The organism is Bifidobacterium sp. SKU, from assembly GCF_026016405.1.
GTDB classification, from domain to species: Bacteria; Actinomycetota; Actinomycetes; order Actinomycetales; family Bifidobacteriaceae; genus Bifidobacterium; species Bifidobacterium bifidum.
In genome coordinates this window covers 2,045,873-2,068,338 of sequence record NZ_CP092890.1, presented here as the reverse complement: position 1 = coordinate 2,068,338, position 22,466 = coordinate 2,045,873, and the positions used below count along the sequence as shown (strand labels likewise).

Here is a 22,466-nt window from a genome sequence, read left to right as displayed (position 1 = left end):
TTAAGGAATAATCATGGATATGCTGCTTGAACTCGATCATATTTCCAAGATCTACGGCGACCTGCATGCGGTCGATGATCTGAGCCTGACCGTTCCGCAGGGCGAATGGCTGGCCATCGTCGGCTCGTCGGGTTCCGGCAAGACGACGCTGATGAACATGATCGGCTGCATGGACACGCCGAGCAAGGGCTCCGTTTCGCTGGAGGGCCGCAAGCTGGAGGATCTGAACGCCGGCCAGCTCGCCGACGTGCGCAAGAACCTGATCGGCCTGGTGTTCCAGAAGTTCTATCTGGTGCCGCACCTGACGGCCGTCGAGAACGTGATGGTCGCGCAGTACTACCATTCGGTCGTCGACGAGAAGCAGGCCCTTGAGGCGTTGAAGAAGGTCGGTCTGAAGGACCGCGCCCACCATCTGCCGAGCCAGTTGTCCGGCGGCGAGCAGCAGCGCGTGTGCGTCGCGCGTGCGCTGATCAACAACCCGAAGCTGATTCTCGCCGATGAGCCCACCGGCAACCTGGACGAGAAGAACGAGAAGATCGTCCTCGACCTGTTCCGCCAGCTGCATGACCAGGGCACCACGGTCATCGTGGTCACCCATGACGCTCTCGTGGCGAGTTGCGCCCAGCGTGAAATCATGCTCAACCACGGCGTGCTCGTGGGCGAGAAGTGGAATGATAAAAATGCACATGATGCGTACGTAGCGGCCGGTGGCAAGCCTGCATCCACCGGTTCTGACGCCGAAGGTGCGCAGCATGGCGATTCTTCCATTGATTTCATTGATCCTACCAAGGCGGCGAAGACAGGTGGTGACCATGAGTGACGGCGGCGCTCTGCAGCATGACGGGCTTGCGGACGGCGGTTCCCCGTCGAAATCACGCACGCTGAAGAGCGTGACGGTGGCGGCCGCGGGACTGATCGCGGCGACCACGTTGCTGGCCGGTTGCGGCGAGCCCAAGGCCGCGCCGATGAACGACGAGTATGCCGGCAATTCCGGCGAGACCGAGAAGTCGCAGGAGAGCGAGTCCCAGTCATCGAGCGGCTCCGACAGCTCCTCCAAGCGCAAGTCCACGACCTCCGACAAGAAGGACACCGGCAACTACAAGGACGGCACCTATTCGATCAACGGCCAGTACGGGCCGGTCGGAGAGGATTCCATCGACGTGCACCTGACCATCGCCGACCAGAAGGTCGAGAAGGTCGAGATCGTGGGGCATCCGTTCACGACGATCTCCAAGAACCACCAGAATGACTTCGCCGAGGCAATCAATGGCGTGGTCGATGGCAAGCCGCTCAAGGACCTGAAGGTCGACAAGGTGGCCGGAGCCAGCTGGACGTCGGACGCCTTCAACAAGGCGTTGGAGGTCGCGCGGCAGGAGGCCTCGATTCAATAATCGCATGTCGGTTCGTATGGCGCTTGGGTGGCATGGCATGTCGCCCAAGCGCCATTGTCGTATAAGGGGTGCCGAGGCGCACGATATTACGATTATCATGTACGATTGTACATGTTGTTATTCGAATAACCGTGTGTTGTGCGATAAAATCATGATGTCATGGGATGCGGTGTCTCTGGCGGTGATGGGGGCCGCTGCATCGGGCGGAATCAGACGGTAGGAGGAATGATGGCTCAGGATTACCGCGAATTGGCCACGACTCTCAGAGGCCGTATCGATGCCGGTGAGTTCCGGCAGACCGGGAAGCTGCCCACCGAGGACCAGCTGATAGAGGAGTACCAGACCACGAGGTACCGCGTGCGCAATGCCATCGCGGTGCTCGCCGAGGCCGGCGACGTGTTCCCGGTGCGGGGCAGTGGCGTGTTCGTGCGCGAGGACCGTGAGGGCGATTACCTGTCGATCGGCACCACGCGCGGCATTTCCGCGGAGTACCCGCATCGCAAGGTGACGTCCGTGGTGCAGGAGTTGTCGCTGCTGCAGGCCGACTCCGTGCTGGCCAAGCGCATGCACTGCGCCGAGGGTGATCAGGTGTGGCGTGTCGTGCGTCTGCGGCAGGTCGACGGCAATCCGCTGGCATATGAGACGGCGTGGTATCTTAAGGAATTCGTGCCGTTCATCAATGAGCAGATCGCCGAGGGGTCGCTGTTCGGGTACGCGCGCAACGACCTCGGTCTGAATTTCGGCTTCGTCGACAAGGTGCTGTACGCGGGCAAGCTGGAGGCGGACGCGGCCCGGGTGCTTGGTCTGAACGAGGGTGATCCCGCGCTGTACCTGGAGGATGACTCGTTCCTGACCAACGGCCGTCTGTTCAACTCCTCGTTCATCGCATACCATTACGTCAACGCGAGGTTCTTCACGATGACCTCGATGCGCTGACGCACGGCAGCCGGCTCCGCTCGTAAGGCCGCATGGCCGCCACGACCATCGACGAAAGGCGGACGACGATGTCCAAGATCATCCTGTTGGACGTGGACGGCACACTGGTCGACTACGACAACAACCTGCCGGACTCGGCCGTGAGGGTCATCCGCGCGGCCTTGAATTCTATCTGGAAAGCAACAACGGCCTGTTCGCCAGCGAGGGCTTCGAGGAGGGCGCGCTCGACGCCATCCGCGAGTATTCCGCCCGCAAGGGCAAGGAGAACGTCAATCGCCTGACCGTGCGCGAGGCGTTCCCCGACATGATCTTCGACGGTGAACTGTACCGGGACGACGTGAACAAGATCAGCTACGTGCTCGGCTCGTACCGGGACTTCCTCGACACCCGCGGGCGTTTCCCCGACCTCGAATCGGGCACGTGGGGCGGTAGGGGAGCGACGGCGCTGTTCGGCGATCTCGGAGTCAAGGGCATCACCAAGGCCCATGCGATTGACCGGCTGCTCGCGCATCTCGGCGCGAATCGGCAGGACACCGTCGCGTTCGGCGACGCGGCCGTCGACATCCCGATGCTGGAGTACTGCGCGGTCGGCGTGGCGATGGGCAACGGGTCGGAGGACATCAAGGCGATGGCCGGCATCGTCGCCGGCGATGTGGAGGAGGACGGGCTCGCCCGCGCTTTCGAACGGCTCGGCCTGATGTGAGCCGTCGAAGTAAAAACGATTAATTTATTCGAATAAATTTTGACCACCGGCGTGTCGCAATCTTGACCAGTGAGCGCTGACAATGGCTGAATTATGCCGATAATCGGTGTAATAACAGCGATGTGACCATATTTGACAGGATTCCCATAATCCGTATACTAAAAGCACAAGTTATTCGAACAACAAAAAGTATATCGAATAACTGAAGGCTGAAAAGCCGTGCTGGAAGTACAACAGAAGATGCGGACTACGAAGTCCGCAGATGTCCAAGGAAGGACTCCTGTGATGAAGGAAAGGTTCACCAACGTCGCGCAGAAGACGCTTGACGTGTTCGTGAAATTCGCGAGCACCAAAGCCATCACCGCGCTCAAGGACGGCTTCGTGCTGTCCATGCCGATCACGCTCGTCGGCTCGATCTTCCTGCTGATCGCAAACCTGCCGATCACCGGCTACACCGATTTCATGGCCCGGATCTTCGGCAGCGATTGGAATCTGGGTCTCAACCAGATCAACAACTCCACGTTCAACGTGCTCGCGATGGTCATCGCCGTCGGCATCGGCTACTCCTACGCCCGCAACGAGAAGATGGACGGCATCTCCTGCGGCATCCTGACGCTGGTCTCGTTCCTCATCGTCTCGCCCTCCACGCTGACGGTCACCAGCGACACCATCAAGGCGCTGGGCGGCGACACCGCCACCATCTCCAACGTCCTGCCGAACACGTGGATGGGCGGCAACGGCATCATCTCCGCCATCATCATGGGCCTGATCGGCTCGTGGGTCTACACCACCTGCATCAAGAAGAACCTGCGCATCAAGATGCCCGACGCCGTGCCCGAAGGCGTATCGAACGCCTTCTCCGCGATGATCCCCGGCTTCTTCATCATGTGCTACTCCGCGATCATCTACCAGGTGTGCCAGGTCTTCGGCGGCGTTTCGCTGACCGAGCTCATCTTCAAGATCATCCAGACCCCGATGCAGGGTCTGACCGACAACTGGGCCGGTGCCATCATCATCGTGCTGCTCATGTCGCTGCTGTTCTGGTGCGGTCTGCACGGTCCGAACATCGTCTCCGGCATCATCTACCCGGTGCTCACCGCCAACTCGCTGGTCAACCAGAACCTCATGGACCAGGGCATCAAGGCCACGCAGGCCAACGGCGGCCACTATCTGGTGCCGCAGCTCATCGACTGCTTCTGCAAGTTCGGCGGCGTCGGCCTGACCCTCGGCTTCATCGTCGCGGCGCTGCTGGTCGCCAAGTCCGCCCAGGTGCGCGAGCTGTCCAAGCTGTCGCTCGCCCCCGGCATCTTCAACGTGAACGAGCCCATGATCTTCGGCCTGCCGATCGTCTACAACCCGATCATGCTCATCCCGTTCATTTGCGCCCCGCTGGTCGCCGTGATCCTCACCTACGGTGCCATGGTCATCGGCTTCCTGCCCGCCTTCGGCGCCATGCAGGTGCCGTGGACCACGCCGCCGATCATCTCCGGCTTCCTGCTCGGCGGATGGCAGGGCGTGGTGATCCAGGTGCTGATCTTCGCGGCCTCCATCGCCATCTGGTTCCCGTTCGTCAAGATGCAGGACAAGATCTGCCTCAAGCAGGAGCAGGACGCCGCGGCCGAGTAACCGTCAGGCCGCCGGCCGGCCACTGCGGCCGGCGGCCGGTCCGCACGACACAACTTCAACCCAACCCCCTCAACAAGCCAACAAGTCAACAGCGCGGCCGCAAGGCCGCACCCCACGAAAGGAAACCATCATGCATATCGTCCTTTGCTGCAACCAGGGAATGTCCACCTCCATGCTCGTCAAGAAGATGCGCGAAGCCGCCGCCAAGAACGGTGTCGACGTGCAGATTGACGCCTACCCGATCTCCGAGATCGAGGAGAAGGCTCCCGACGCGGCCGTCATCCTGCTCGGACCGCAGGTGCGCTTCGAACTGAACCGTGTCAAGGGCCTGTTCCCGAACATCCCGGTCGAGTCCATCAACCCGCAGGACTACGGCCTGGTGCGCGGCGAGAACGTGCTCAACCACGCGATCGAGCTCGCCGGTAAGTGATCTCCCTCTCCCGGCGTCGCCCGATACGACGGTGCCGGGCATTCCCTCCCTCATTCCCCACCACCCAACCCCACGAATGACCGTCCGCCGCGAGCCGGTGACCGGCGCGGCGAACACCGACGAAAGGACAGTCCAATGGCGGACGCACCCGAAACCCTTGACATGGAAGTGCTGTGCATGCAGATGATCGTCGCTGCCGGCTCCGCGAAATCCGATTACATGGAAGCGCTGCAGGCCGTCAAGGCCGGCGACTATGAGACCGCCGCCGCGAAGATGAAGTCCGGCGACGAGCAGTACGCGGCCGGCCACGAACAGCACGCGAAGCTGGTGCAGCAGGAGGCGGCCGGCGATCCGGTCACGATGTCGCTGCTGCTCACCCACGTCGAAGACCAGATGATGTCGACCGAGACTGTGAAGCTCATGGTCACCGAGCTCATCGACCTGTATCGAAAGCTCAACGGCTGAGGGCCTTCGGCGCACGACGCGCATATCACGTACGGCAAACACAAGTAAAGGAACAAGCATCATGGGATTTCCCGAGAATTTCCTCTGGGGCGGCGCGGTCGCCGCACATCAGCTTGAAGGCGCATGGGACGTGGACGGCCGCGGCCCGAGCATCTGCGACGTACTCACCGGCGGGGCGGCCGGCGTGGCCCGCAAGATCACCGACGGCGTGATCGACGGGCTCAACTACCCGAACCACCGCGGCATCGACTATTATCACACCTTCCGCGAGGACGATGCGCTGTTCCGGGAAATGGGCTTCAAGTGCTTCCGCACATCCATCTCCTGGTCCCGCATTTTTCCGAACGGCGACGAAGAGGAGCCGAACGAGACCGGACTCAAGTTCTACGAAGAGCTGTTCTCCGACTACCGCGCCAAGGGCATGGAGCCGGTCGTCACCCTCTCCCACTTCGAAATGCCCCTGCACCTGGCCAAGATGGGCGGCTTCACCAACCGCAAGGTCGTCGACTGCTTCGTGCGCTTCGCCACCACGGTGATGGAGCGCTACAAGGACCTGGTGACCTACTGGCTGACCTTCAACGAGGTCGACAACCAGATGAACATGCACACGCCGATCTTCCCGTACACGAACTCCGGCATCATCCCCAACCCGGACGACACCTCGCACGAGGTGGAGCAGAAGGTCTGGCAGGCGATTCACAACGAGTTCGTCGCCGCGGCCATCGCGGTCAAGCGCGGACGCGAGATCAACCCGGACTTCCAGATCGGCTGCATGCTCTCCTTCGTGCCGATCTATCCGGAGACCTGCCGCCCGGACGACGTCATGCTCGCCCAGGAGCAGATGCGCAAGCGCTACCTGTTCGGCGACGTGTACGTGCACGGCGAGTATCCGCGCTACCTGCTCAAGTGGTGGGAGCGTGACGGCATCGACATCGCAATGGAGCCGGGCGACCTCGACGCTATCAAGGACGGCATCGTCGACTACATCTCCCTGAGCTACTACATGTCCGTAGCCGTCAGCTCGCAGGGCTCCACGCTCGACGCGATGGAGCACGGCCTCGACGGGCTGGTGCCCAACCCGTACATCAAGGCCACCGACTGGGGCTGGCAGATCGATCCGGTCGGCCTGCGCTACTCGCTGTGCGAGATGTACGAGCGCTGGAACAAGCCGCTGTTCATCGTCGAGAACGGCGTGGGCATGTACGAGACGCCCGACGAGAACGGCTACATCGCCGACGACTCGCGCATCGAATACCTCAAGAGCCACATCGCCGAGGTCAAGAAGGCCATCGACCTGGACGGCGTGCCCGTCATGGGCTACACGGTCTGGGGCTGCATCGACGTGGTGAGCTTCACCACCGGCGAGATGAAGAAGCGCTACGGCCTGATCTACGTGGACGGCGACGATGAAGGCCACGGCTCGTACAAGCGCAGCCGCAAGAAGTCCTTCGGCTGGTACCAGCACGTCATCGCCACCAACGGCGAGGAGCTGTAAACCCGAATCCCGCCGGTGCCCTGCACGCCGACGGGATTTTCGCATATCATCGCAGGCCGCCATCATCGTCCAATGCGAAGGAGCGTCACCATGACACGCATGCTGTTCCTTGACATCGACGGCACACTGGTCGGCAAAGACCAGCGCATCCCGCAATCGGCCATCCGCGCGATTCGCGCCGCGCAGGGCAACGGCCATCTGGTGCTGATCTGCACCGGCCGCGCGCGAGCAGGCGCGGCGGGATGGCGTTACGCTCTGCGACCTGGTGCCTGGCAGCAAGGGCGGGGGACTGCGTTTCGCTGCGGCCACCATGGTCGTGCCGCTCGCCGACACGGTGGCGATCGGCGACAGCGACAATGATCTGACCATGATCGAGGTGGCCGGCATCGGCATCGCGATGGGCAACGGGGAGCAGTGCGCCAAAGACGCCGCCGATTGGGTCGCCGATGCGGTGGACGCGAGCGGCCTCGCGCACGCCTTCGAGCGGCTGGGCGTGGTGGAGCGGCCCCAGCCCGCGCACGGCACGGCTTTCCGGCAAGGAGCGTAATCCATCTGACTGTATTACGATGGAACATGATTCGTACACCGACGTCGGAGGTATCGCCGTTATGACATCCAAGCAGAACAACTATCTGCGCGAGCGTGAAAAAGCCAATGCGCGCTCGCCATTCTCCAAACGAACGCCGGAACGTGTGATCATGTGCGCCGGTGCCGTGTATTCGGTCGGCATGGCCATCTTCTTCGCGCTGTCGTACTTCGGCGTGATTTCCAGTACGTCCGAGGCCGCCCGGACGTCGGCTCAGGCCGTGACCGCGCTGAGCCGCAACAGCAGCAACACGGCGCTCATCATCCTGTACGCCATCGTGACGGCGGGAGTCGCCGCGGTGACCATATATATGGCCGTGAAGCACATGCAGCCCGGTCCGCGGTTCAAATGGACGGTCGGCTGGATGATCTTCGTGATGGTCTTCTCGCTGTTCACCGCTGACATGGTGGGGCTGATCGCGTTCGGCGTGGCCTTCGGCATGTACATGACACGCGATTGGCAGCTGCTGCGTGCCGTCAACGCCGCGAACGCCGGCAAACGCTCGTCGAAGCGCTGACGCATGGCCTCTGACACGACCAGTCAGCGTCGCGACGGGCAGGAGCTCGCCGCGGACGTCGACGCACTCGCCAACCAGGCGGTACTCGCCGACGTCGAACAAGAAGCGAAAAGCCACTCCGGCAAGGATGCCGCGGACAGGCGGCTGCCGCTGATCGCCCGCATCTACGGCGTGCTCGTGCTGCTGCAGGGCGTCATCACTCTCCCCGTCATCGTGCTGATGGCGGGATATTCGGTGCATGAGATTCTCGACGGCCGTGTGACCGTCGACGTGCTGAACCTGACATTCATCCTCACATGCGCCCAGACGGTGGTCTCCAGCGCCAACGCGGCATGCCTGACCGTGCTGGGCGTGCTGCTGATCCGCAACCGACGGCGGTATTCCGCCTGGTGGTCGTATATCGTCATGATGGTGACGTTCGCCGAGGGACTGCTGTCGCTCGCATTGGACGGGTTGGGCGCGAATCTGCTCGTGCCGTCCATCCAGATGACCATACTGGTCGCGCTCGCCATAACCCTTGACCCGACTCTGCTGGAGGAACGGCGGCTGCAGCGCGCGCTCAAGCGCATGGATGAGCGCGACGAATACGAGGCGGCGCTCGCCAAGGGCATGGTCGGCCGCGACATGAGCGGCAAGGGCTATATCTCGCTGGATTTCTTCAACCTGTTCTGGATTTTCGTCATCGGCTGCATGATCGGGCTGGTGGTCGAGACGATATATCACTGGTATTACTACGGCGAATATCAGGATCGCGCTGGCATGCTGTGGGGGCCGTTCTCGCCGATCTACGGGTTCGGCGCCGGATTCATGACGATTCTGCTCAACCGGCTGTGGCGTTCGAACTGGGTGCTGATCTTCTTCTCCAGCGCTCTGATCGGCGGCGTGTTCGAGTACTGCTCCAGCTGGTTCATGGAGGTCGCGTTCGGTATCAAGGCCTGGGATTACACGGGCGAATGGCTGTCGATAGGCGGGCGCACCTCCGGCAAGTACATGGTGTTCTGGGGGATTATGGGGCTTGCCTGGATCAAGTTCGTGCTGCCGTACCTGCTGAAGTTCATCAACCTGATTCCGTGGAAGGTACGGTATTCGCTGACCGCCGTGGTGTTCGTGCTGCTGTTCATCGACGGCATGATGACATTGATGGCGTTCGACTGCTGGTACGGGCGCATGGCGGGGCATGCGCTGGATTCGCCGATCACGCAGTTCTTCGCCGACCATTTCGGCAACGATTTCATGGCGAACCGGTTCCAGACCATGTCCATCGACCCGTCCAGGGCAGGGCGCATGTAGGTCGTGGGCCGTGCGCGGGCGGGGCTGTGCCGAGCCGGGCCGTGCCGGGCCGGGGCGGACGGAGTGCAAGACCGCCCGAAGTCCTACACTGGTGCACCGGAAGCGCCTGGAGAAGGCGCGGGAAGGGTGGCAATGTCCAGCAAACTGGTGTTTCTCGATATCGATGGCACATTGGCCGACGAACGGCATGAAGTGCCGATCTCCGCGCAGGAGGCATGCAAGGCGGCCCGGTCGCGCGGCCACAAGCTGTTCATCTGCACCGGACGCTCGATGCCGAAGATCGAACGCGGCATTCTCGATCTCGGATTCGACGGCGTGATCTCGGTGGCCGGAGCGCAGGCGGACGTCAACGGGCGGGTGCTGTTCCGGCATGACATCGCGCCCGAAGCGATCGACGCCGCAACCGCGTATTTCGAACGGCACGGCATCGAGAACTACCAGTGGCAGGGCGCGGACGGCATGTACATCTCGTGCGGGTATGCGCGGCATCTTGAATCCAAGGGGTCGGCCGTGTGGAAGAACGGTCAGTTCGCGCGGTACTGGCATCTGATCGACGACATCGCGGTGCCGGACGGTTCCACGCTGGGGCATGTCATCCATGCGAGCAAGGGATCGTATTTCTCCGGAGCGGATCCCGATGTGAGTTTTGATGACGTATCGCGTGATTTGGGGGAGTGGTTCACGCTGGTTCACGGCTCGTACGATGATATTTCGCCCAACAACGGCGAGTTGCTCATCAATGGCGTCGACAAGGGCACGGCCCTGTGCGATGTGGCGAAGGACCTCGGCTACAGCATCGCCGACACAATCGCGATTGGCGACAGCGACAACGACACCGCGATGCTCAAGGCCGCGGGCACGTCCGTGGCGATGGGCAACGCCACTCACGGCATCGAGTGTTTCTGCGACATGACCACCACCGACATCCACGACGACGGTATCGCCAACGCCTTCGTCACCCTAGGCCTGATCTGATTCAGTGCGTCGCGGGGCGACTGCTGTCTTGCCTCCCCCCGCTGGCGGGCTGAGCCGTTAAGCAAACAGCGGAGCTGTTTGTAGGCGAAGTCGAGCTGACAGGCGAGCAGCAGAATGGTCGTGCGCAGCACATCCGTAGTTGCAGGGCCCGGAGGGCTGCCGCGTAGGGACTGTGCCATCTTTTGCCCCCCCCCCCGCTGGCGGGGGCTGTCGCGTAGCGACTGGGGGTGGTCGTCAGTCAGCGCGCGCAAGATGCCGCCTGCGCGCAACGCCGTACTGGACATTGTCCGGTGTTCGCGTGTATCTTGGTAATGTTGCCCCTTTAGCTCAACGGTTAGAGCAGCGTCCTTTTAAGTCGTGGGTTGTGGGTTCGAATCCCACAGGGGGCACGGTTAAGTCCTTGGAAATCGGCGTTTCCGGGGACTTTTTGCTTGCCATTGACTTTCGGCCCTGGTAGGGGCCTGATGGGAGGTGCTTCCTTCCGTCGATTCGTTGCTCGTGTTGAAATCCAACATTCGGATATCATGAAAATTACCAATACCCGCCTGAAGCCGTGACTGCTGCTCTTACATGTGGCGGATCTTTTCATCTGCGATATCAGAGGGGAGTGTGACGATGGCGTCCATTACCGTACATCCAGCCACGCTCCGGTGGCTGTAGCACATAGAGATGGTCTTGCCGAGCTTCCTCAATGGCTAAATGCGGATGCTCCGTTGGACTTGTCTTTTACCAAGCTATCCACGATTGGTTCTGCGTTGCAGATGCCGTTTGGTGCGTTGGTGCGTTCCGTGGTTCCTGAAGCTCGTGAAGACGAGCTGATTAGATATCGGACGATTAACAATCAGGGAGTCGAAGCGAGCCGGAATCTTCGAGATACGATTGTTACTTCAAGGATTTCATGGCTCCGAACGTAGGGGATCGCCATTTCCGTGTCTTCTGGGTGCCGGCCAGTGTTTTTCAAGTGATGGTCGGCGGCGACGGGAAACCGCTCGCTGATGTCCTTCATGACGAACGGGCTCCGATGGATGCACTCCATCGCCGACCCGAAACAACATGCTCAAACGCTCGACAATGTATTAGGAGCATCAGAACACAACGGAAGACAGGCCGGGGCCGTACCGGTCATGGAACCGGCCCCGCGCGTGGGAGCGAGCCCGACGATTCATGGGAACGGCCGTCCGCCCGTCGTTCCTGACGGACCGCCGAGACGATATGGGGGGGGTGGCATCCTTCAGAAATGCGGCGTGTCGGAAAGAAGGGGCAAAGGGGAGGGGGTGATGTCGTGGCTGCCGTCCGCGGCAAAGGAATCCCGGCTTCGTACGGCGGGGGGGGGATGGCGCGTCGGATGGAAGACGTCCCTCGTCGCCGTTCCGCGTTATTCTGCCTTCCGCAGTGAGGGAACCAAGCCGATCCGTCCGGAGGGAGGTGCGCATGCCGGCATCGTCGAAGACCATCGTCCGCGGTTGGGGAGCCGTCCTGGGCCTGGAGGACGTCCGGAAGGCCTACGACGCACGCCGCCGGGCGTCGTTCAGGGGAAGGCTGCTGTCCGTCGTGTCCGTCGCGCTCGTCGTATCGGGGTTGGTGGTGGTGTCCGTGCCGGTCATGCTGCAGTCGTGGTCCGCCGGGGAACAGTCCGCCACGTCCGGTCGTCTGGAGGAGACGGTCGCGGACCGGCCGTATCAGCGGGCGGAGAACGAATTGAAGGAGGCGCGCGCGTACAACCGCAACCTCGCCTCGCACGGACAGTACGTCCTCGGCGAGGCCAACGACCCGTTCACGCAGACGAGGGGTTCCGTCTCCGACAAGAGATACCTCTCCATGCTTGACGCTGGCGAGGGCGTCATGGGGTCGGTCGACATCCCGAGGATCGGGGTCGACCTGCCCATCTACCACGGCACGTCCGAATCCACGCTCGAGCTCGGGGCAGGCCACCTGTACGGCAGCAGCCTGCCCGTCGGGAGGCAAGGGCACGCACGCGGTCATCACCGGGCACAGGGGTCTGATCAAGGCATTGATGTTCACCAGGCTCGACGAGCTCAAGAAGGGCGATTCCTTCTACATCAAGGTGATGGGCGAGACCCTGGGCTACAAGGTCGACCGCGTCAGCGTGATCGAGCCGTCCGACGTGTCGAAACTCAAAATCGTCGAGGACGAGGACCGTGTCACCCTGATGACATGCACGCCGTACGGGGTGAACACGCACCGTCTGCTCGTGTCCGGACTGCGCGCCGCGATCCCGGACGAGATCCCGGACGAGTCACAGGTCATCGACCCGCGTCCGGTCCCTCTGTCCGTGGTGGCGGCCTACGTGCTCGCGGCGTTGTGCATACCGCTGTTGTTCACAAGAGATTCTGATCCGCGGCATCATAGTTCGGGCGTGAAATCCGATTCCGTCCTTGGAAGGAAGCACTGATGAGAATGGCGGAAAACGGAAAAACCACCGGGGGGGATAGGTTCCTCCTGGCCGTGATGGTCGCCCTCGCCATGGTGCTCGCGTTGTCGGTGGCCGGCACCGCGAGCGGTGAGGACATGCCGGCCGGCACGTCCTCGGCGGAGACAGCGGTGAAGTCCGCCGGCAAGACGGGCGAGATCACGTTCCCTGCCGGCTCGTACATCGTCGACATGGGCGACACCTTTTCTGACGACGCCCAGCTCAAACCATACGGCCTCATCTACGATCTCGTCCTCAACGCCAAGGTCCCGGTGTACTGGGTCATCAACGGGAGCAAGACCAGCCAGACCGGCGTGGACCTCACCTACAACGGCAGGAACTACATCTCCGGCCCGTTCGTCATATCCGGCGACGACGTCGATTACAACGTCAGGTCGATGCTGTTCAAGTGGCGCGGCTACGGCGTGCGCATCGATGGGCCCACCGACACCGCCGTCACGGTTGCCGACAGCCGGAAGATCTCCTCGGTCCCCCGCGTCGTGCTCGACAAGCAAAACGGCGATATAGCCAAGAAGTACCTAGTCAAGTCCGGCATCCTGCGGAACGAGAATGCCAGCGATGACCGCGTCTACAAAGAAAAAGCGACTCCGGCGGACCTGGACTCTTCCTGCGACGACATCTACGTCATGCCGCACGCCGAACCGACCACAGCGACGCATAGCCCACTCGCCTCCTTCAACAAGGGCGGCGGCTACATCTGGGCCGGATGCCACGCCGTCTCCTATCTCGAAAGCAATACCAAGGGCAAGGGCGTGGATGACGGTTCCATGTTCTTCCTGTCCACCAACGGCCTGCTCATCGGAGACAAGCATAAAGGAGCGTCGGGTGTAAGCGGCGCCTACCAGGTGGCGGGCGCCGCGTCGGACCCGATCATGCAGTTCGTCGGGAACACGTTCGCCGCGCACGCCAACGGAGCGGAAGAGATCTACATGCCCGCCCCCGGCAGCGCGTGGCGCGCCACCACCAGGGTGCTGGAGACCGACCCGAACCAGTGGCAAGTCCTCGCCGGTATGTCTCCCGGTCCGGCCGTGTTCATGGCCGTGGGTCCCGGATACGGCGACTACGGCAACGGCATGGTCATGTACGAGGCCGGACACGAATTCAAAAAAACACCGACGCCGACCGCAACGCCATACGAGCGTTCCTGAACTTCCTCATCCTGTCCGGAGTGGAGAAAAGCCTCGACGTGAAGGCCACGATCCCGTCCGACGCCACGGCCGGATCGACCGTGCAGGCTTCCGTGACCGTCACCAAAGGCACGCCGCCATACACGTACCAGTGGCAATCCGACTGCAACGCGTCGTTCTCCGACCCGACCGGATCGGCCACTTCCATCACGTTCCCGAACGAAGGCCCATGCCATGTGAAGGTCACGGTCAAAGACCAATGCGGCCGCGCCACGTTCGACACCCGGCTGGTCGACGTCAAGACCCGCAAGGGAACCGTCTCATGGCGCAAGACCGACACCGAAAACAATCCGCTGGCCGGATCCTCCTGGACCCTGACCGGCCCGGACGGCCAGTCCAGGACCATCACGGACAACGGCGAAGGCGACGAGGATCGGACCGACGGATCGTTCAGGGTGACAGGCCTCGACATGGGCGCATACACGCTCACCGAATCCCAAGCCCCGTCCGGGTTCCACAAGGATGACAGTAGCCACCCGTTCACGCTCGACAACACGCATCCCGACTGGACGTTCGCCAGTGGATTCGTCAACAGCCCGACACCCGCCACGGTCACCGTGAACGGCTCCAAAACCCTGACCGGCCGCGATTCGAAGAACGGCGAGGCGTTCAGGTTCACGTTCATCCCATCCGACCAGGCCACCAGACAGGCCGTTAGGGACAAGACCATCAAGGTATCCAAAACACGGTCCGTCGGCGGTTTGCGGGACGGCGTGGCCAAGGACTTCACCTTGGCCACGGCGACCGTGGCCAAGGCCGGCACGTATACGTTTTACGCGGCCGAGGACCGGACGGACTGCCCGGGCGACCTTGCCTGCTCGAAGGCCGGATACCGGATCACCATCACGGCCACCGGCGGCACCGCATCCAGCGGCGCCCTCACCGTCCATGCCTCCATCGCAAAGACCAAGGACGACGAGGGAAACACGGCCGACGTCACCGGCATCGCGAAGGCGGCGTTCACGATCACGCGGGTCGCACAGAGCGCGCTGCCGTTGACGGGTGCGTCCGAGGCCCGGAACAACACGATGCTCGGCCTGTCCGTCATCGCCGCAGCGCTCGTGCTGGCCGTCCTCGGAGCGAAACGCTCCAGGGCGTAGCGACAGATTTCGCGCGCCGCATGCACGCCGGCGCGCGGCCCGTCCGGCCGTCCGGCCGAACGGTCTTTCATGAAAGAAGGAGAGTTCCCCATGAAACTCACTAAGATCACGGCGATGGCGGCCGCCATCGCCACCGTCGCGGGACTGGGGGCCGTCGCGGCGTCCAGCGCGAACGCGCAGGTCGTCACGGACGGTGAGAAGACCATCACGTTGAACGCCACGAGCGCGGACCAATTGACTGGACACACATTCAAGGTCGTGAAGGTCGCGTCCTACGACGTGTACGGCACCGCCCCGAACCAGAGCGTCACCCTCAAGACCGAGGACGGCCTCAAGACGGATATCGCCAAATACCTGAAGTATACGGGCACCGGCGATCCACTCGCCTGGGCGCAGCAGCAGGACCAGGCCAAGCTCGACAAGTCCACCACGAGCCCGTGGCTGGGCGACGGCACCACCCGCGGCCTCGCCGACAAGCTCGCGTCCAAGGCCACGACCACGGTCACGTCGACCCTGTCCAACGAAAACAAGCAGGCCACGTTCACGCTGGACAGCCCGGGCCTGTGGCTGATCGTCGACCAGGTCGTGACCGGCAAGAGCAGCAAGGCCCTGCCGATCCTCGCCGGCACCAAGCTGACCATCAACAACACGGTGTACTCCTCCGGTTCCATCGACATGAAGAACCAGACCGCGTCGGTCAGCAAGACCGTGACCGACCAGACCGTCGCAGCCGGGCAGGATGCCTCCTACACGATCACGACCAAGGTTCCGAACTACGTGGGCTACAAGGTCAACGGTTACCAGTTCACCGTGTCCGATAAGTTCGCGCACAACGCGCCACTGTCCTACAAGACCGACACCCTGAAGGTCACGGTCGATAACAAGCAGCTGAGGGCCGGCACCGACTACACGGTCGCCGGCTTCGACGCCACGTCCAAGACCTTCATCATCGACCTGAGCGGCTACATCAAGGCCAAGGGCTTCAAGGGCACCCCCGTCGATGACTCCAAGTTCACCGACGCCGACCTGGTCGGCAAGAACGTGACCGTCGAATACAAGGCCACCGTGACCGGCAGCACCGGCAACACCGGCGCCGCGAACACCCCGACGATCAAGTATCCGAACGATCCGAGCAACAACGAGAGCAAGCAGGAAGTGCCGGGCACCCCGGTCAAGGTCTTCAACTTCGACTACACCCTGGTCAAGAAGGACAAGACCACCGGTGCTGCGCTCGAGGGCGCCAAGTTCGCCATCAAGAATGCCGCCGGCAAGTACCTCGCCTACACCCGCGACCAGGACGGCAACGGCAAGTGGATCACCCTCGACACCAAGCCGGAATCCACCGCCGACGGCACCCTCTCCGGCGTGTTCACCACCGACCCGAACGGCAAGGTGACCTTCACGGCCCTTGACGAGGGCAAGTACACCATCGAGGAGATCGCAGCCCCGAACGGCTACGTCAACGTGGGCGTGTCCTTCAGCTTCACGATCGCGGCCAACCTCTCCGGCACCGGCGCGGACCAGACCGCGAAACCGTCCTACACGATCGACGCCGATGGCGTCAGCAGCGATCGTTGGGGACTGGTCTCCGACGGCAGCACCGCCGAAGTGGTCGTGGAGAACGTGAAGAGCATCACCCAGCTGCCGCTCACCGGCGGCGCGGGCACCGTGCTGTTCACCGTGGTTGCGGCCCTCCTGATCGGCGCCGGCGTGACCGTCGGCGTCAAGTCCCGCAAGGCGAGCGCCATCGCCTGAACGGTCTGACGGATGCCCCCGGCCCTTCGGGTCCTTCTCCCTCAAGGGGACGTCCGTCCGAGAGGCCGGCATCCCATGGAAACCGCCATGGGATGCCGGCCTTTGCCGTATATGGCGTCTCATACGGAAAGGAACGGCGATGAGAAGGGAGTTCACTCCTGACGAACCTCGTACCTGCGCGGCCTGTGGGCCGTGTCCAACGTCACTCCGACGCGCATCATCTATTCCGACGAGTTCAAAAGATACTTCCTCCGCGAACACGGGAAAGGCAGGGGAGTGACCGAGATCTTCCGCAACGCCGGACTGCCGGTGCCGATCATCGGCAGGAAACGCATCGAACGCTGCGCCGCCCGGTGGGTCCGGCCGGATCATTGTCGTCACCAATGAGCAAGCAGTACATCCCATCCCCAACAACCCGTTGAAGAAAGAGCCTAAGATTCCCGATGTGGCCGAGGCGATGGGCGTGCGCGCCATAAACCTACGTGAGTTCTATGACGCTAGCGGCGATCTCATTCCCCTGCCGTACCCCATTCAGCCGACACTCTGATCGTGTGCTGTCGGCGCGGCGTAGCGGTCATCGTGATCATTTGTCGCATCCTCTGCTGTTCCATTCGTGTGCGTCATCGGCGTAACCACCTCGCGTGTGTCGCCCGGGACATTGAGACAGAACAAACGCAATGGCTTCCTGAGCCGTGGCTTCAATGGAGGGATTTAATCGTGTGTCGGCGCTGTTGCGGCAGCGAGGCGTTCCCTCTGGCGCAATCGCTGAAATACCTGTATGATTGTCCTTATGTCGGACAATTCAGAGAATGCCGATGTGGGGCATGGCGGCGAGAGAGACATGGCTCGGGATATTGAAGCGTCATCGATCGCGAGTCATATCGATTTGTTCTTCGATGAACTGCATCGCATTGACGTGGCGTATTCGGATTACGCTCGCCGAGCCGGAGTGTCGGATAATGTGATGTGCATTCTGGACTACCTCAAGGACCATGATGGGGCGTCGCAGCGGGCGATCTGCGAGTACACGCTGTTGCCGCGGCAGACGGTCAACAATGTCATCGCATCGTTTGTGGCGCATGGGTTCGTGGAGCTTGGGGACGCCGAAGGCGATCGTCGGGTCAAAACGGTCCGTTTCACGCCTGCCGGGCGCAGATATTGCAACAGCTTGATCGCGCCGAGTCGCGCCGCGGAGTATCGGGCGATGAGCGAGCTTCCTGACGAGCTGCGCAGCGCGTTGCTCAAGGGCATGGGCGTCTACGGGCGGGTGTTCCGCAAACAGATGCATGACATTTCCGTGTAGTTTTCCCGCCTCGGACTTCGCCACGCCGTATGGCTCAATTGTCCTACTTCGGGACAATACTGAGATATGAGCGTAGACGATTTCGCGAGGGGAAGGAAGAAGCATGCGGCTGGTTGCCCGTTTCATGAAGCCATACTGGGCGCTGTGCGCGGTGACGACGGTGCTGCTGCTGATCGACGTCGTCGGCGCGCTGGTCATTCCCACATTCGCAGCGGAGCTGCTGAACGAAAGCGCGACATCCGCATCATTCAAGAAGATGACCATCACGGCGGTCGGCATGGGCGTGGCCGCGCTGATTTCCGGCATGTGCGCCGTGGCGGGCGGATGGTGTTGCTCGCAGTTGACCTCTCGCGTCGGCAAGGACATGCGCATGGCTCTGTACCGCAAATCCATGGATCTGTCGATCTATGATTTCCGCAATTTCGGTACGGCATCGATAACCACGCGAACGATCAACGACGTAGTCAACATCCAGATGGCCATGACCAATGTGCTGTGCATGCTGATGCCGGTGCCGATCATATTCATCATCGCGCTGACCCTGTCGTTCCGGCTCGACGTGACCCTGTCTCTGTGGCTGCTGGTGGCGATAGTCTTCGTGTGCGTCGTGGCGCTGTTCATCATGCGATCCGCGGCGCCGTTGTTCCGCAAACTGCAGAAACTGCTTGACCGCATCGGCGCCGTGCTGCTCGAAAACCTTACCGGCGTCCGCGTGATCCGCGCCTTCAACAAGGAATCCCATGAGCGGCGGCGCATGGACGGCACGTTCGTCGACTACGCCGATACGTCCATCAAGGCGAACCGGCTATTCGCGAACCTCGACGGCCTGTCGTACTTCGGCATGAACGCATTCATCGTCGTCGTGTATTTCCTCGCGGGAGGACGCATCAGCGCCGGAAACTTCCAAATCGGCGACATCACCGCCATCGTGGAGTATGCGATCATGGCGCTGTTCTATCTGATGATGGCGCAGATGGTGATCATCACCTTGCCGAGGGCGCTTGAATGCTGCGAGCGTGTGCGGCTGGTGCTGGACCACAGTCCGCAGATCGCCGACCCGGAGCCGGGCGCGGCGGTGGATATGAGCGGCCGCGGTCCGCTCCCGGACGGCGAGGTGCTGGCGTTCCGCGATGTGACATTCCGTTTCGCGGACGCGCAGGAGGACACGTTGCGACATGTCAGCTTCTCCTGCAAGACGGGCCAGACCACGGCGATCATCGGTGGCACGGGCTCGGGCAAATCGACGATCGCCATGCTCGCACTGCGGTTCCATGACGCCAATTGGGGAGAAGTCACCCTCGATGGCGTGGACGTGCGCAAGATGACGCAGCACGATCTGCGGCGCCGCGTGTCCTACGTACAGCAGCAGGCGTGGTTGTTCTCGGGGACGATTGCCGACAATCTGCGGTACGGAGACCGAGATGCCTCCGATGAGCGGCTGAATCATGCGATCGATGTCGCGCAGGCCCGCGAGTTCGTCGATTCGCTGCCGCAAGGACTGGAATCCCGCGTCGCGCAAGGTGGTACGAACTTCTCCGGTGGGCAGAAGCAGCGTCTGTCGATTGCGCGCGCACTGACCGGAGACACCCAGCTGGTGGTGTTCGATGACAGTTTCTCGGCGCTCGATTTCAAGACCGACGCCGCGTTGCGACATGCGCTCGCCGCAGAGACGAACGGGCGTGCGGTGCTCATCATCGCGCAGCGCGTGAGCACCGTCCAGCACGCCGACCAGATCGTCGTGCTGTCGGACGGACAAGTGGCAGGCATCGGCAAACATGACGAACTGATGGCGGACTGCGAGGTGTACCGCGAAATCGTCGAATCGCAGACCAAGGAGCCGGCAATGGGAGAGGAGGCGTGACGAGAATGACAACGCAGAATGACGATATGACGGAAACCGTTGTGAACGCGGGCGACACGGTAAAGACCGACGACATCGAGCTCGAAGCGCCGAAGAACGCGATGGCCACAGCCCGGCGGCTGTTCGTGCAGCTGGGCAATCAGCGGATGCGCCTGTGCGTGGTCGCCGCGTCGATTCTGCTGTTCACGTTTTTCCATATCGCCGCTCCGATGTACAGCGCCGTCGTGGTGGACTCGATATGGGATGCCGTGCAGGGCGCATGGCGTGACGGCGTTCCGTTCTCAGTAAGCTGGAACGCCGGCGGTATCGGCTGGACGATCCTGATTCTGGCAATCCTGTATCTCGGCGAGTGGGGCTTCTACTACCTGCAGTCCTATCTGATGGCGTCCGTGGCCGAAAACCTCAACCTGACGCTGCGCAAGCAGATCAGCGCGAAGATCCAGCGGCTTCCGCTGCGCTTCTTCGACCGCAATAAGCCGGGAGAAGTGCTGAGCAAGGTCACCAACGATCTTGACCGTATCAGCGAAGTCATGCAGACGGGGTTGCTGCGACTCATCACTGCCATCACCACGGTGACCGGCTCGCTGGTCATCATGGTCTACTACTCGTGGCTGCTCACGGTCGTGTTCCTCGTGTTCATGGCATTGAGCATGTGGGTAACCAAACTGGTCGCCCGCAAGAACCTCGAGATCGCGTCATTGCGTCAGGAGACCATCGGAGAGCTGACCGGCCTGGCCGAGGAATACTACAAGGGCCGCAACATCATCAAGGCATACAATCGCGAGGAAGACAGTGCGGCAGCGATGGAGGACGCCGCCGAACGCACCCGAAAAGCCGCGCAGCTCGCCGACTTCATCACGATATCCGTCAATCCTCTGATCCGCATGATCGCGCGGTTCTCGCAGATGGCGGTGATGCTGCTCGCCGGTTGGATGGTACTTGGCGGCCGCATGACCGTCGGCGTGGCGCAGGCGTTCTACCAATACATCAACCAGGTGTCCGAACCGCTGACCGAAGCCAGCTACATGATCAACTCGCTGCAGTCCGCGCTCGCGTCCGCCGAACGCACCTTCGAGCTGTTGGACGAGGAAGAGGAACGGCCCGACCCCCAGCCCGCTGACGCGGCGAAGGTCGCTGAGGAGCCTGTGCGGGGCCGTGTGGTGTTCAACCACGTGAGGTTCGGATACGATCCGCAACGGCCGCTGATGAAAGACGTCAACTTCGTGGCCGAGCCAGGGCAGAAGGTCGCAATCGTCGGGTCAACCGGCGCGGGCAAGACCACGCTGATCAACCTGCTGATGCGATTCTACGAGATCGATGGCGGCGCGATAACGCTTGACGGCGTATCCACAGCCACCATGACGCGAGGCGATCTGCGCCGCGAATTCGGCATGGTGCTGCAGGATACGTGGCTGTTCGGCGGCACCGTGGCGGAGAATCTCGCCTACGGGCGGCCCGATGCGACCCGCGAGGAGATCATCGCGGCGGCCAAAGCCGTGCGCGCCGACTACTTCATACGCACGCTGCCGCACGGCTACGATACCGTACTCGACAACGAGGCCGGGAACCTGTCGGTCGGACAACGCCAGCTGCTCACCATCGCCCGCGTCTTCCTTGCGGACCCGCCGATCCTGATACTCGACGAGGCTACCAGCTCCGTCGATACCCGGACCGAGGCGGAAATCGGCAAAGCCATGACAAGACTGATGGCAGGACGCACCAGCTTCGTCATCGCGCACCGGCTGTCGACGATCCGTGACGCGGACCTGATTCTGTATATGGAACATGGTGACATCATCGAGCACGGCAACCATCATGAACTGTTGGAACGCGGCGGCCGTTACGCCGCACTGTACAACAGCCAGTTCGCGTGACACGCCAAGGCTCATCGACGGGCGATCATGCCGGCGATGAGCCTATGCCTCGCGGTCGAGCGGAGGCAACTTGTGCAGGGTCCGCACGATGTCGCATTGGTCGCGCAGCGTGCCTTCGTCGGCGCACATCGTCGGGTACCACATGCGTTTGCGCAATGTGGACTCCGCCCTCAACAGCATGCCGTCATCGTTGGCGTACTGAAAATGCAGATGACTGAGCAGGCCGCCGCTCGCCAGCGCAGCCCGTTCGGGCATCGGATCCATCGCCACCAGCACACTGAACGGGCAGCCTGCCGGCGCGTCCGTCGCATGAAACACATAACAGGGTTTGCCCTCCAACCCCTTGGCGATGGTCCGGTCAAGCCGATACCGGTAGCGGCCCAGTGAACGATCCGGTCCTGCCAGCCAGTCGATGATGAATCCGTCGGCCTCGCCGGCCGCCGTTTCGACGCCGGCGCTCTCCTGCCGCGGCGCCCCGTGGCGAGGCACCATCCTCCGAATCCGCATCGGCCTGACGGTA

General features: G+C 62.1%; 20 protein-coding genes, 1 tRNA gene and 1 pseudogene. 21 read left to right on the top strand and 1 reads right to left on the bottom strand.

All coding sequences use genetic code 11. The annotated features are described in order from the left end of the window. Nucleotides 1-19 precede the first annotated feature (19 nt). The 21 genes and pseudogenes from MMB49_RS08825 (at nucleotide 20) to MMB49_RS08730 (ending at nucleotide 21,946) form a co-directional block, all read left to right on the top strand. Complete coding sequence (locus MMB49_RS08825; RefSeq protein WP_003819481.1) at nucleotides 20-820, top strand: ABC transporter ATP-binding protein; 801 nt, start codon at nucleotides 20-22, stop codon at nucleotides 818-820. Continuing rightward, nucleotides 813-1,391, top strand: coding sequence for an FMN-binding protein (locus MMB49_RS08820; protein WP_047271131.1), 579 nt, complete (start codon nucleotides 813-815; stop codon nucleotides 1,389-1,391). Before MMB49_RS08825 ends, MMB49_RS08820 begins: the two co-directional genes overlap by 8 nt. Before the next feature lie 225 nt (nucleotides 1,392-1,616). Further along, nucleotides 1,617-2,327, top strand: coding sequence for a GntR family transcriptional regulator (locus tag MMB49_RS08815; protein WP_003816112.1), 711 nt, complete (start codon nucleotides 1,617-1,619; stop codon nucleotides 2,325-2,327). 172 nt (nucleotides 2,328-2,499) lie between these two features. Next, nucleotides 2,500-3,030, top strand: a complete 531-nt coding sequence (locus tag MMB49_RS08810) for an HAD hydrolase family protein (RefSeq protein WP_081020294.1) — start codon at nucleotides 2,500-2,502, stop codon at nucleotides 3,028-3,030. A gap of 285 nt (nucleotides 3,031-3,315) precedes the next feature. Next, complete coding sequence (locus MMB49_RS08805) at nucleotides 3,316-4,656, top strand: PTS sugar transporter subunit IIC (RefSeq protein WP_003816115.1); 1,341 nt, start codon at nucleotides 3,316-3,318, stop codon at nucleotides 4,654-4,656. Nucleotides 4,657-4,786: 130 nt separating this feature from the next. Further along, nucleotides 4,787-5,086 carry a PTS sugar transporter subunit IIB gene (locus MMB49_RS08800; protein ID WP_003816116.1) on the top strand — a complete coding sequence of 100 codons (300 nt, stop codon included), beginning with the start codon at nucleotides 4,787-4,789 and terminating at the stop codon, nucleotides 5,084-5,086. Nucleotides 5,087-5,221: 135 nt separating this feature from the next. After that, a complete protein-coding gene (locus tag MMB49_RS08795) occupies nucleotides 5,222-5,551 on the top strand; it encodes a PTS lactose/cellobiose transporter subunit IIA (protein WP_013390312.1) in 330 nt (109 codons plus the stop codon). A gap of 61 nt (nucleotides 5,552-5,612) precedes the next feature. Continuing rightward, a complete protein-coding gene (locus MMB49_RS08790) occupies nucleotides 5,613-7,046 on the top strand; it encodes a 6-phospho-beta-glucosidase (protein ID WP_047271038.1) in 1,434 nt (477 codons plus the stop codon). Nucleotides 7,047-7,118: 72 nt separating this feature from the next. Beyond that, nucleotides 7,119-7,406, top strand: a complete 288-nt coding sequence (locus tag MMB49_RS09695) for an HAD hydrolase family protein (RefSeq protein WP_349826540.1) — start codon at nucleotides 7,119-7,121, stop codon at nucleotides 7,404-7,406. Further along, entirely contained in the window at nucleotides 7,312-7,593 is a 282-nt protein-coding gene (locus MMB49_RS08785) for an HAD family hydrolase (protein WP_047271037.1), read from the top strand. Before MMB49_RS09695 ends, MMB49_RS08785 begins: the two co-directional genes overlap by 95 nt. Nucleotides 7,594-7,654: 61 nt before the next feature. Next, nucleotides 7,655-8,149 carry a hypothetical protein gene (locus MMB49_RS08780; protein WP_022174007.1) on the top strand — a complete coding sequence of 165 codons (495 nt, stop codon included), beginning with the start codon at nucleotides 7,655-7,657 and terminating at the stop codon, nucleotides 8,147-8,149. Between the two features lie 3 nt (nucleotides 8,150-8,152). Then, nucleotides 8,153-9,439 (top strand): putative ABC transporter permease, encoded by a 1,287-nt coding sequence (locus tag MMB49_RS08775; protein WP_003816121.1) that lies wholly within the window; start codon nucleotides 8,153-8,155, stop codon nucleotides 9,437-9,439. Nucleotides 9,440-9,571: 132 nt separating this feature from the next. Further along, nucleotides 9,572-10,414 (top strand): Cof-type HAD-IIB family hydrolase, encoded by an 843-nt coding sequence (locus tag MMB49_RS08770; RefSeq protein ID WP_003823564.1) that lies wholly within the window; start codon nucleotides 9,572-9,574, stop codon nucleotides 10,412-10,414. A 316-nt stretch (nucleotides 10,415-10,730) separates the two neighbouring features. Beyond that, nucleotides 10,731-10,803, top strand: a tRNA-Lys gene (locus MMB49_RS08765). A gap of 1,042 nt (nucleotides 10,804-11,845) precedes the next feature. Beyond that, a pseudogene (locus MMB49_RS08760) lies at nucleotides 11,846-12,827 on the top strand (class C sortase). Beyond that, complete coding sequence (locus tag MMB49_RS08755) at nucleotides 12,827-14,014, top strand: hypothetical protein (protein WP_229940992.1); 1,188 nt, start codon at nucleotides 12,827-12,829, stop codon at nucleotides 14,012-14,014. The pseudogene MMB49_RS08760 and the gene MMB49_RS08755 overlap by 1 nt, the downstream one beginning before the upstream one ends. A gap of 38 nt (nucleotides 14,015-14,052) precedes the next feature. Beyond that, complete coding sequence (locus tag MMB49_RS08750) at nucleotides 14,053-15,153, top strand: SpaA isopeptide-forming pilin-related protein (protein WP_229940993.1); 1,101 nt, start codon at nucleotides 14,053-14,055, stop codon at nucleotides 15,151-15,153. A gap of 90 nt (nucleotides 15,154-15,243) precedes the next feature. Beyond that, the gene (locus MMB49_RS08745; RefSeq protein ID WP_047271032.1) at nucleotides 15,244-16,908 is read left to right on the top strand and encodes a SpaA isopeptide-forming pilin-related protein; all 1,665 of its coding nucleotides are present in this window, start codon (nucleotides 15,244-15,246) and stop codon (nucleotides 16,906-16,908) included. 841 nt (nucleotides 16,909-17,749) lie between these two features. Next, complete coding sequence (locus tag MMB49_RS08740) at nucleotides 17,750-18,211, top strand: MarR family winged helix-turn-helix transcriptional regulator (protein ID WP_013390305.1); 462 nt, start codon at nucleotides 17,750-17,752, stop codon at nucleotides 18,209-18,211. Nucleotides 18,212-18,314: 103 nt separating this feature from the next. Continuing rightward, nucleotides 18,315-20,072, top strand: coding sequence for an ABC transporter ATP-binding protein (locus tag MMB49_RS08735; protein ID WP_047271030.1), 1,758 nt, complete (start codon nucleotides 18,315-18,317; stop codon nucleotides 20,070-20,072). Between the two features lie 5 nt (nucleotides 20,073-20,077). Beyond that, on the top strand, nucleotides 20,078-21,946 hold the full coding sequence (locus MMB49_RS08730; RefSeq protein WP_047271028.1) for an ABC transporter ATP-binding protein: 1,869 nt from the start codon (nucleotides 20,078-20,080) through the stop codon (nucleotides 21,944-21,946). A 42-nt stretch (nucleotides 21,947-21,988) separates the two neighbouring features. Here the strand turns inward: MMB49_RS08730 and MMB49_RS08725 are convergent, their stop codons facing one another. Then, entirely contained in the window at nucleotides 21,989-22,438 is a 450-nt protein-coding gene (locus MMB49_RS08725) for an ABC transporter ATP-binding protein (protein WP_080545217.1), read from the bottom strand. Nucleotides 22,439-22,466: the final 28 nt, after the last annotated feature.

Excerpts from the sequence above, each read along its gene's own strand:
- MMB49_RS08745 (WP_047271032.1), top strand. The coding sequence starts at position 15,244 with ATGAAACTCACTAAGATCACGGCGATGGCGGCCGCCATCGCCACCGTC.
- MMB49_RS08825 (WP_003819481.1), top strand. The coding sequence starts at position 20 with ATGCTGCTTGAACTCGATCATATTTCCAAGATCTACGGCGACCTGCAT.
- MMB49_RS08770 (WP_003823564.1), top strand. The coding sequence starts at position 9,572 with ATGTCCAGCAAACTGGTGTTTCTCGATATCGATGGCACATTGGCCGAC.
- MMB49_RS08725 (WP_080545217.1), bottom strand. The coding sequence starts at position 22,438 with ATGGTGCCTCGCCACGGGGCGCCGCGGCAGGAGAGCGCCGGCGTCGAA.
- MMB49_RS09695 (WP_349826540.1), top strand. The coding sequence starts at position 7,119 with ATGCGAAGGAGCGTCACCATGACACGCATGCTGTTCCTTGACATCGAC.
- MMB49_RS08790 (WP_047271038.1), top strand. The coding sequence starts at position 5,613 with ATGGGATTTCCCGAGAATTTCCTCTGGGGCGGCGCGGTCGCCGCACAT.
- MMB49_RS08805 (WP_003816115.1), top strand. The coding sequence starts at position 3,316 with ATGAAGGAAAGGTTCACCAACGTCGCGCAGAAGACGCTTGACGTGTTC.
- MMB49_RS08755 (WP_229940992.1), top strand. The coding sequence starts at position 12,827 with ATGAGAATGGCGGAAAACGGAAAAACCACCGGGGGGGATAGGTTCCTC.
- MMB49_RS08775 (WP_003816121.1), top strand. The coding sequence starts at position 8,153 with ATGGCCTCTGACACGACCAGTCAGCGTCGCGACGGGCAGGAGCTCGCC.
- MMB49_RS08730 (WP_047271028.1), top strand. The coding sequence starts at position 20,078 with ATGACAACGCAGAATGACGATATGACGGAAACCGTTGTGAACGCGGGC.
- MMB49_RS08740 (WP_013390305.1), top strand. The coding sequence starts at position 17,750 with ATGGCTCGGGATATTGAAGCGTCATCGATCGCGAGTCATATCGATTTG.
- MMB49_RS08795 (WP_013390312.1), top strand. The coding sequence starts at position 5,222 with ATGGCGGACGCACCCGAAACCCTTGACATGGAAGTGCTGTGCATGCAG.
- MMB49_RS08815 (WP_003816112.1), top strand. The coding sequence starts at position 1,617 with ATGATGGCTCAGGATTACCGCGAATTGGCCACGACTCTCAGAGGCCGT.
- MMB49_RS08820 (WP_047271131.1), top strand. The coding sequence starts at position 813 with ATGAGTGACGGCGGCGCTCTGCAGCATGACGGGCTTGCGGACGGCGGT.
- MMB49_RS08780 (WP_022174007.1), top strand. The coding sequence starts at position 7,655 with ATGACATCCAAGCAGAACAACTATCTGCGCGAGCGTGAAAAAGCCAAT.
- MMB49_RS08735 (WP_047271030.1), top strand. The coding sequence starts at position 18,315 with ATGCGGCTGGTTGCCCGTTTCATGAAGCCATACTGGGCGCTGTGCGCG.
- MMB49_RS08800 (WP_003816116.1), top strand. The coding sequence starts at position 4,787 with ATGCATATCGTCCTTTGCTGCAACCAGGGAATGTCCACCTCCATGCTC.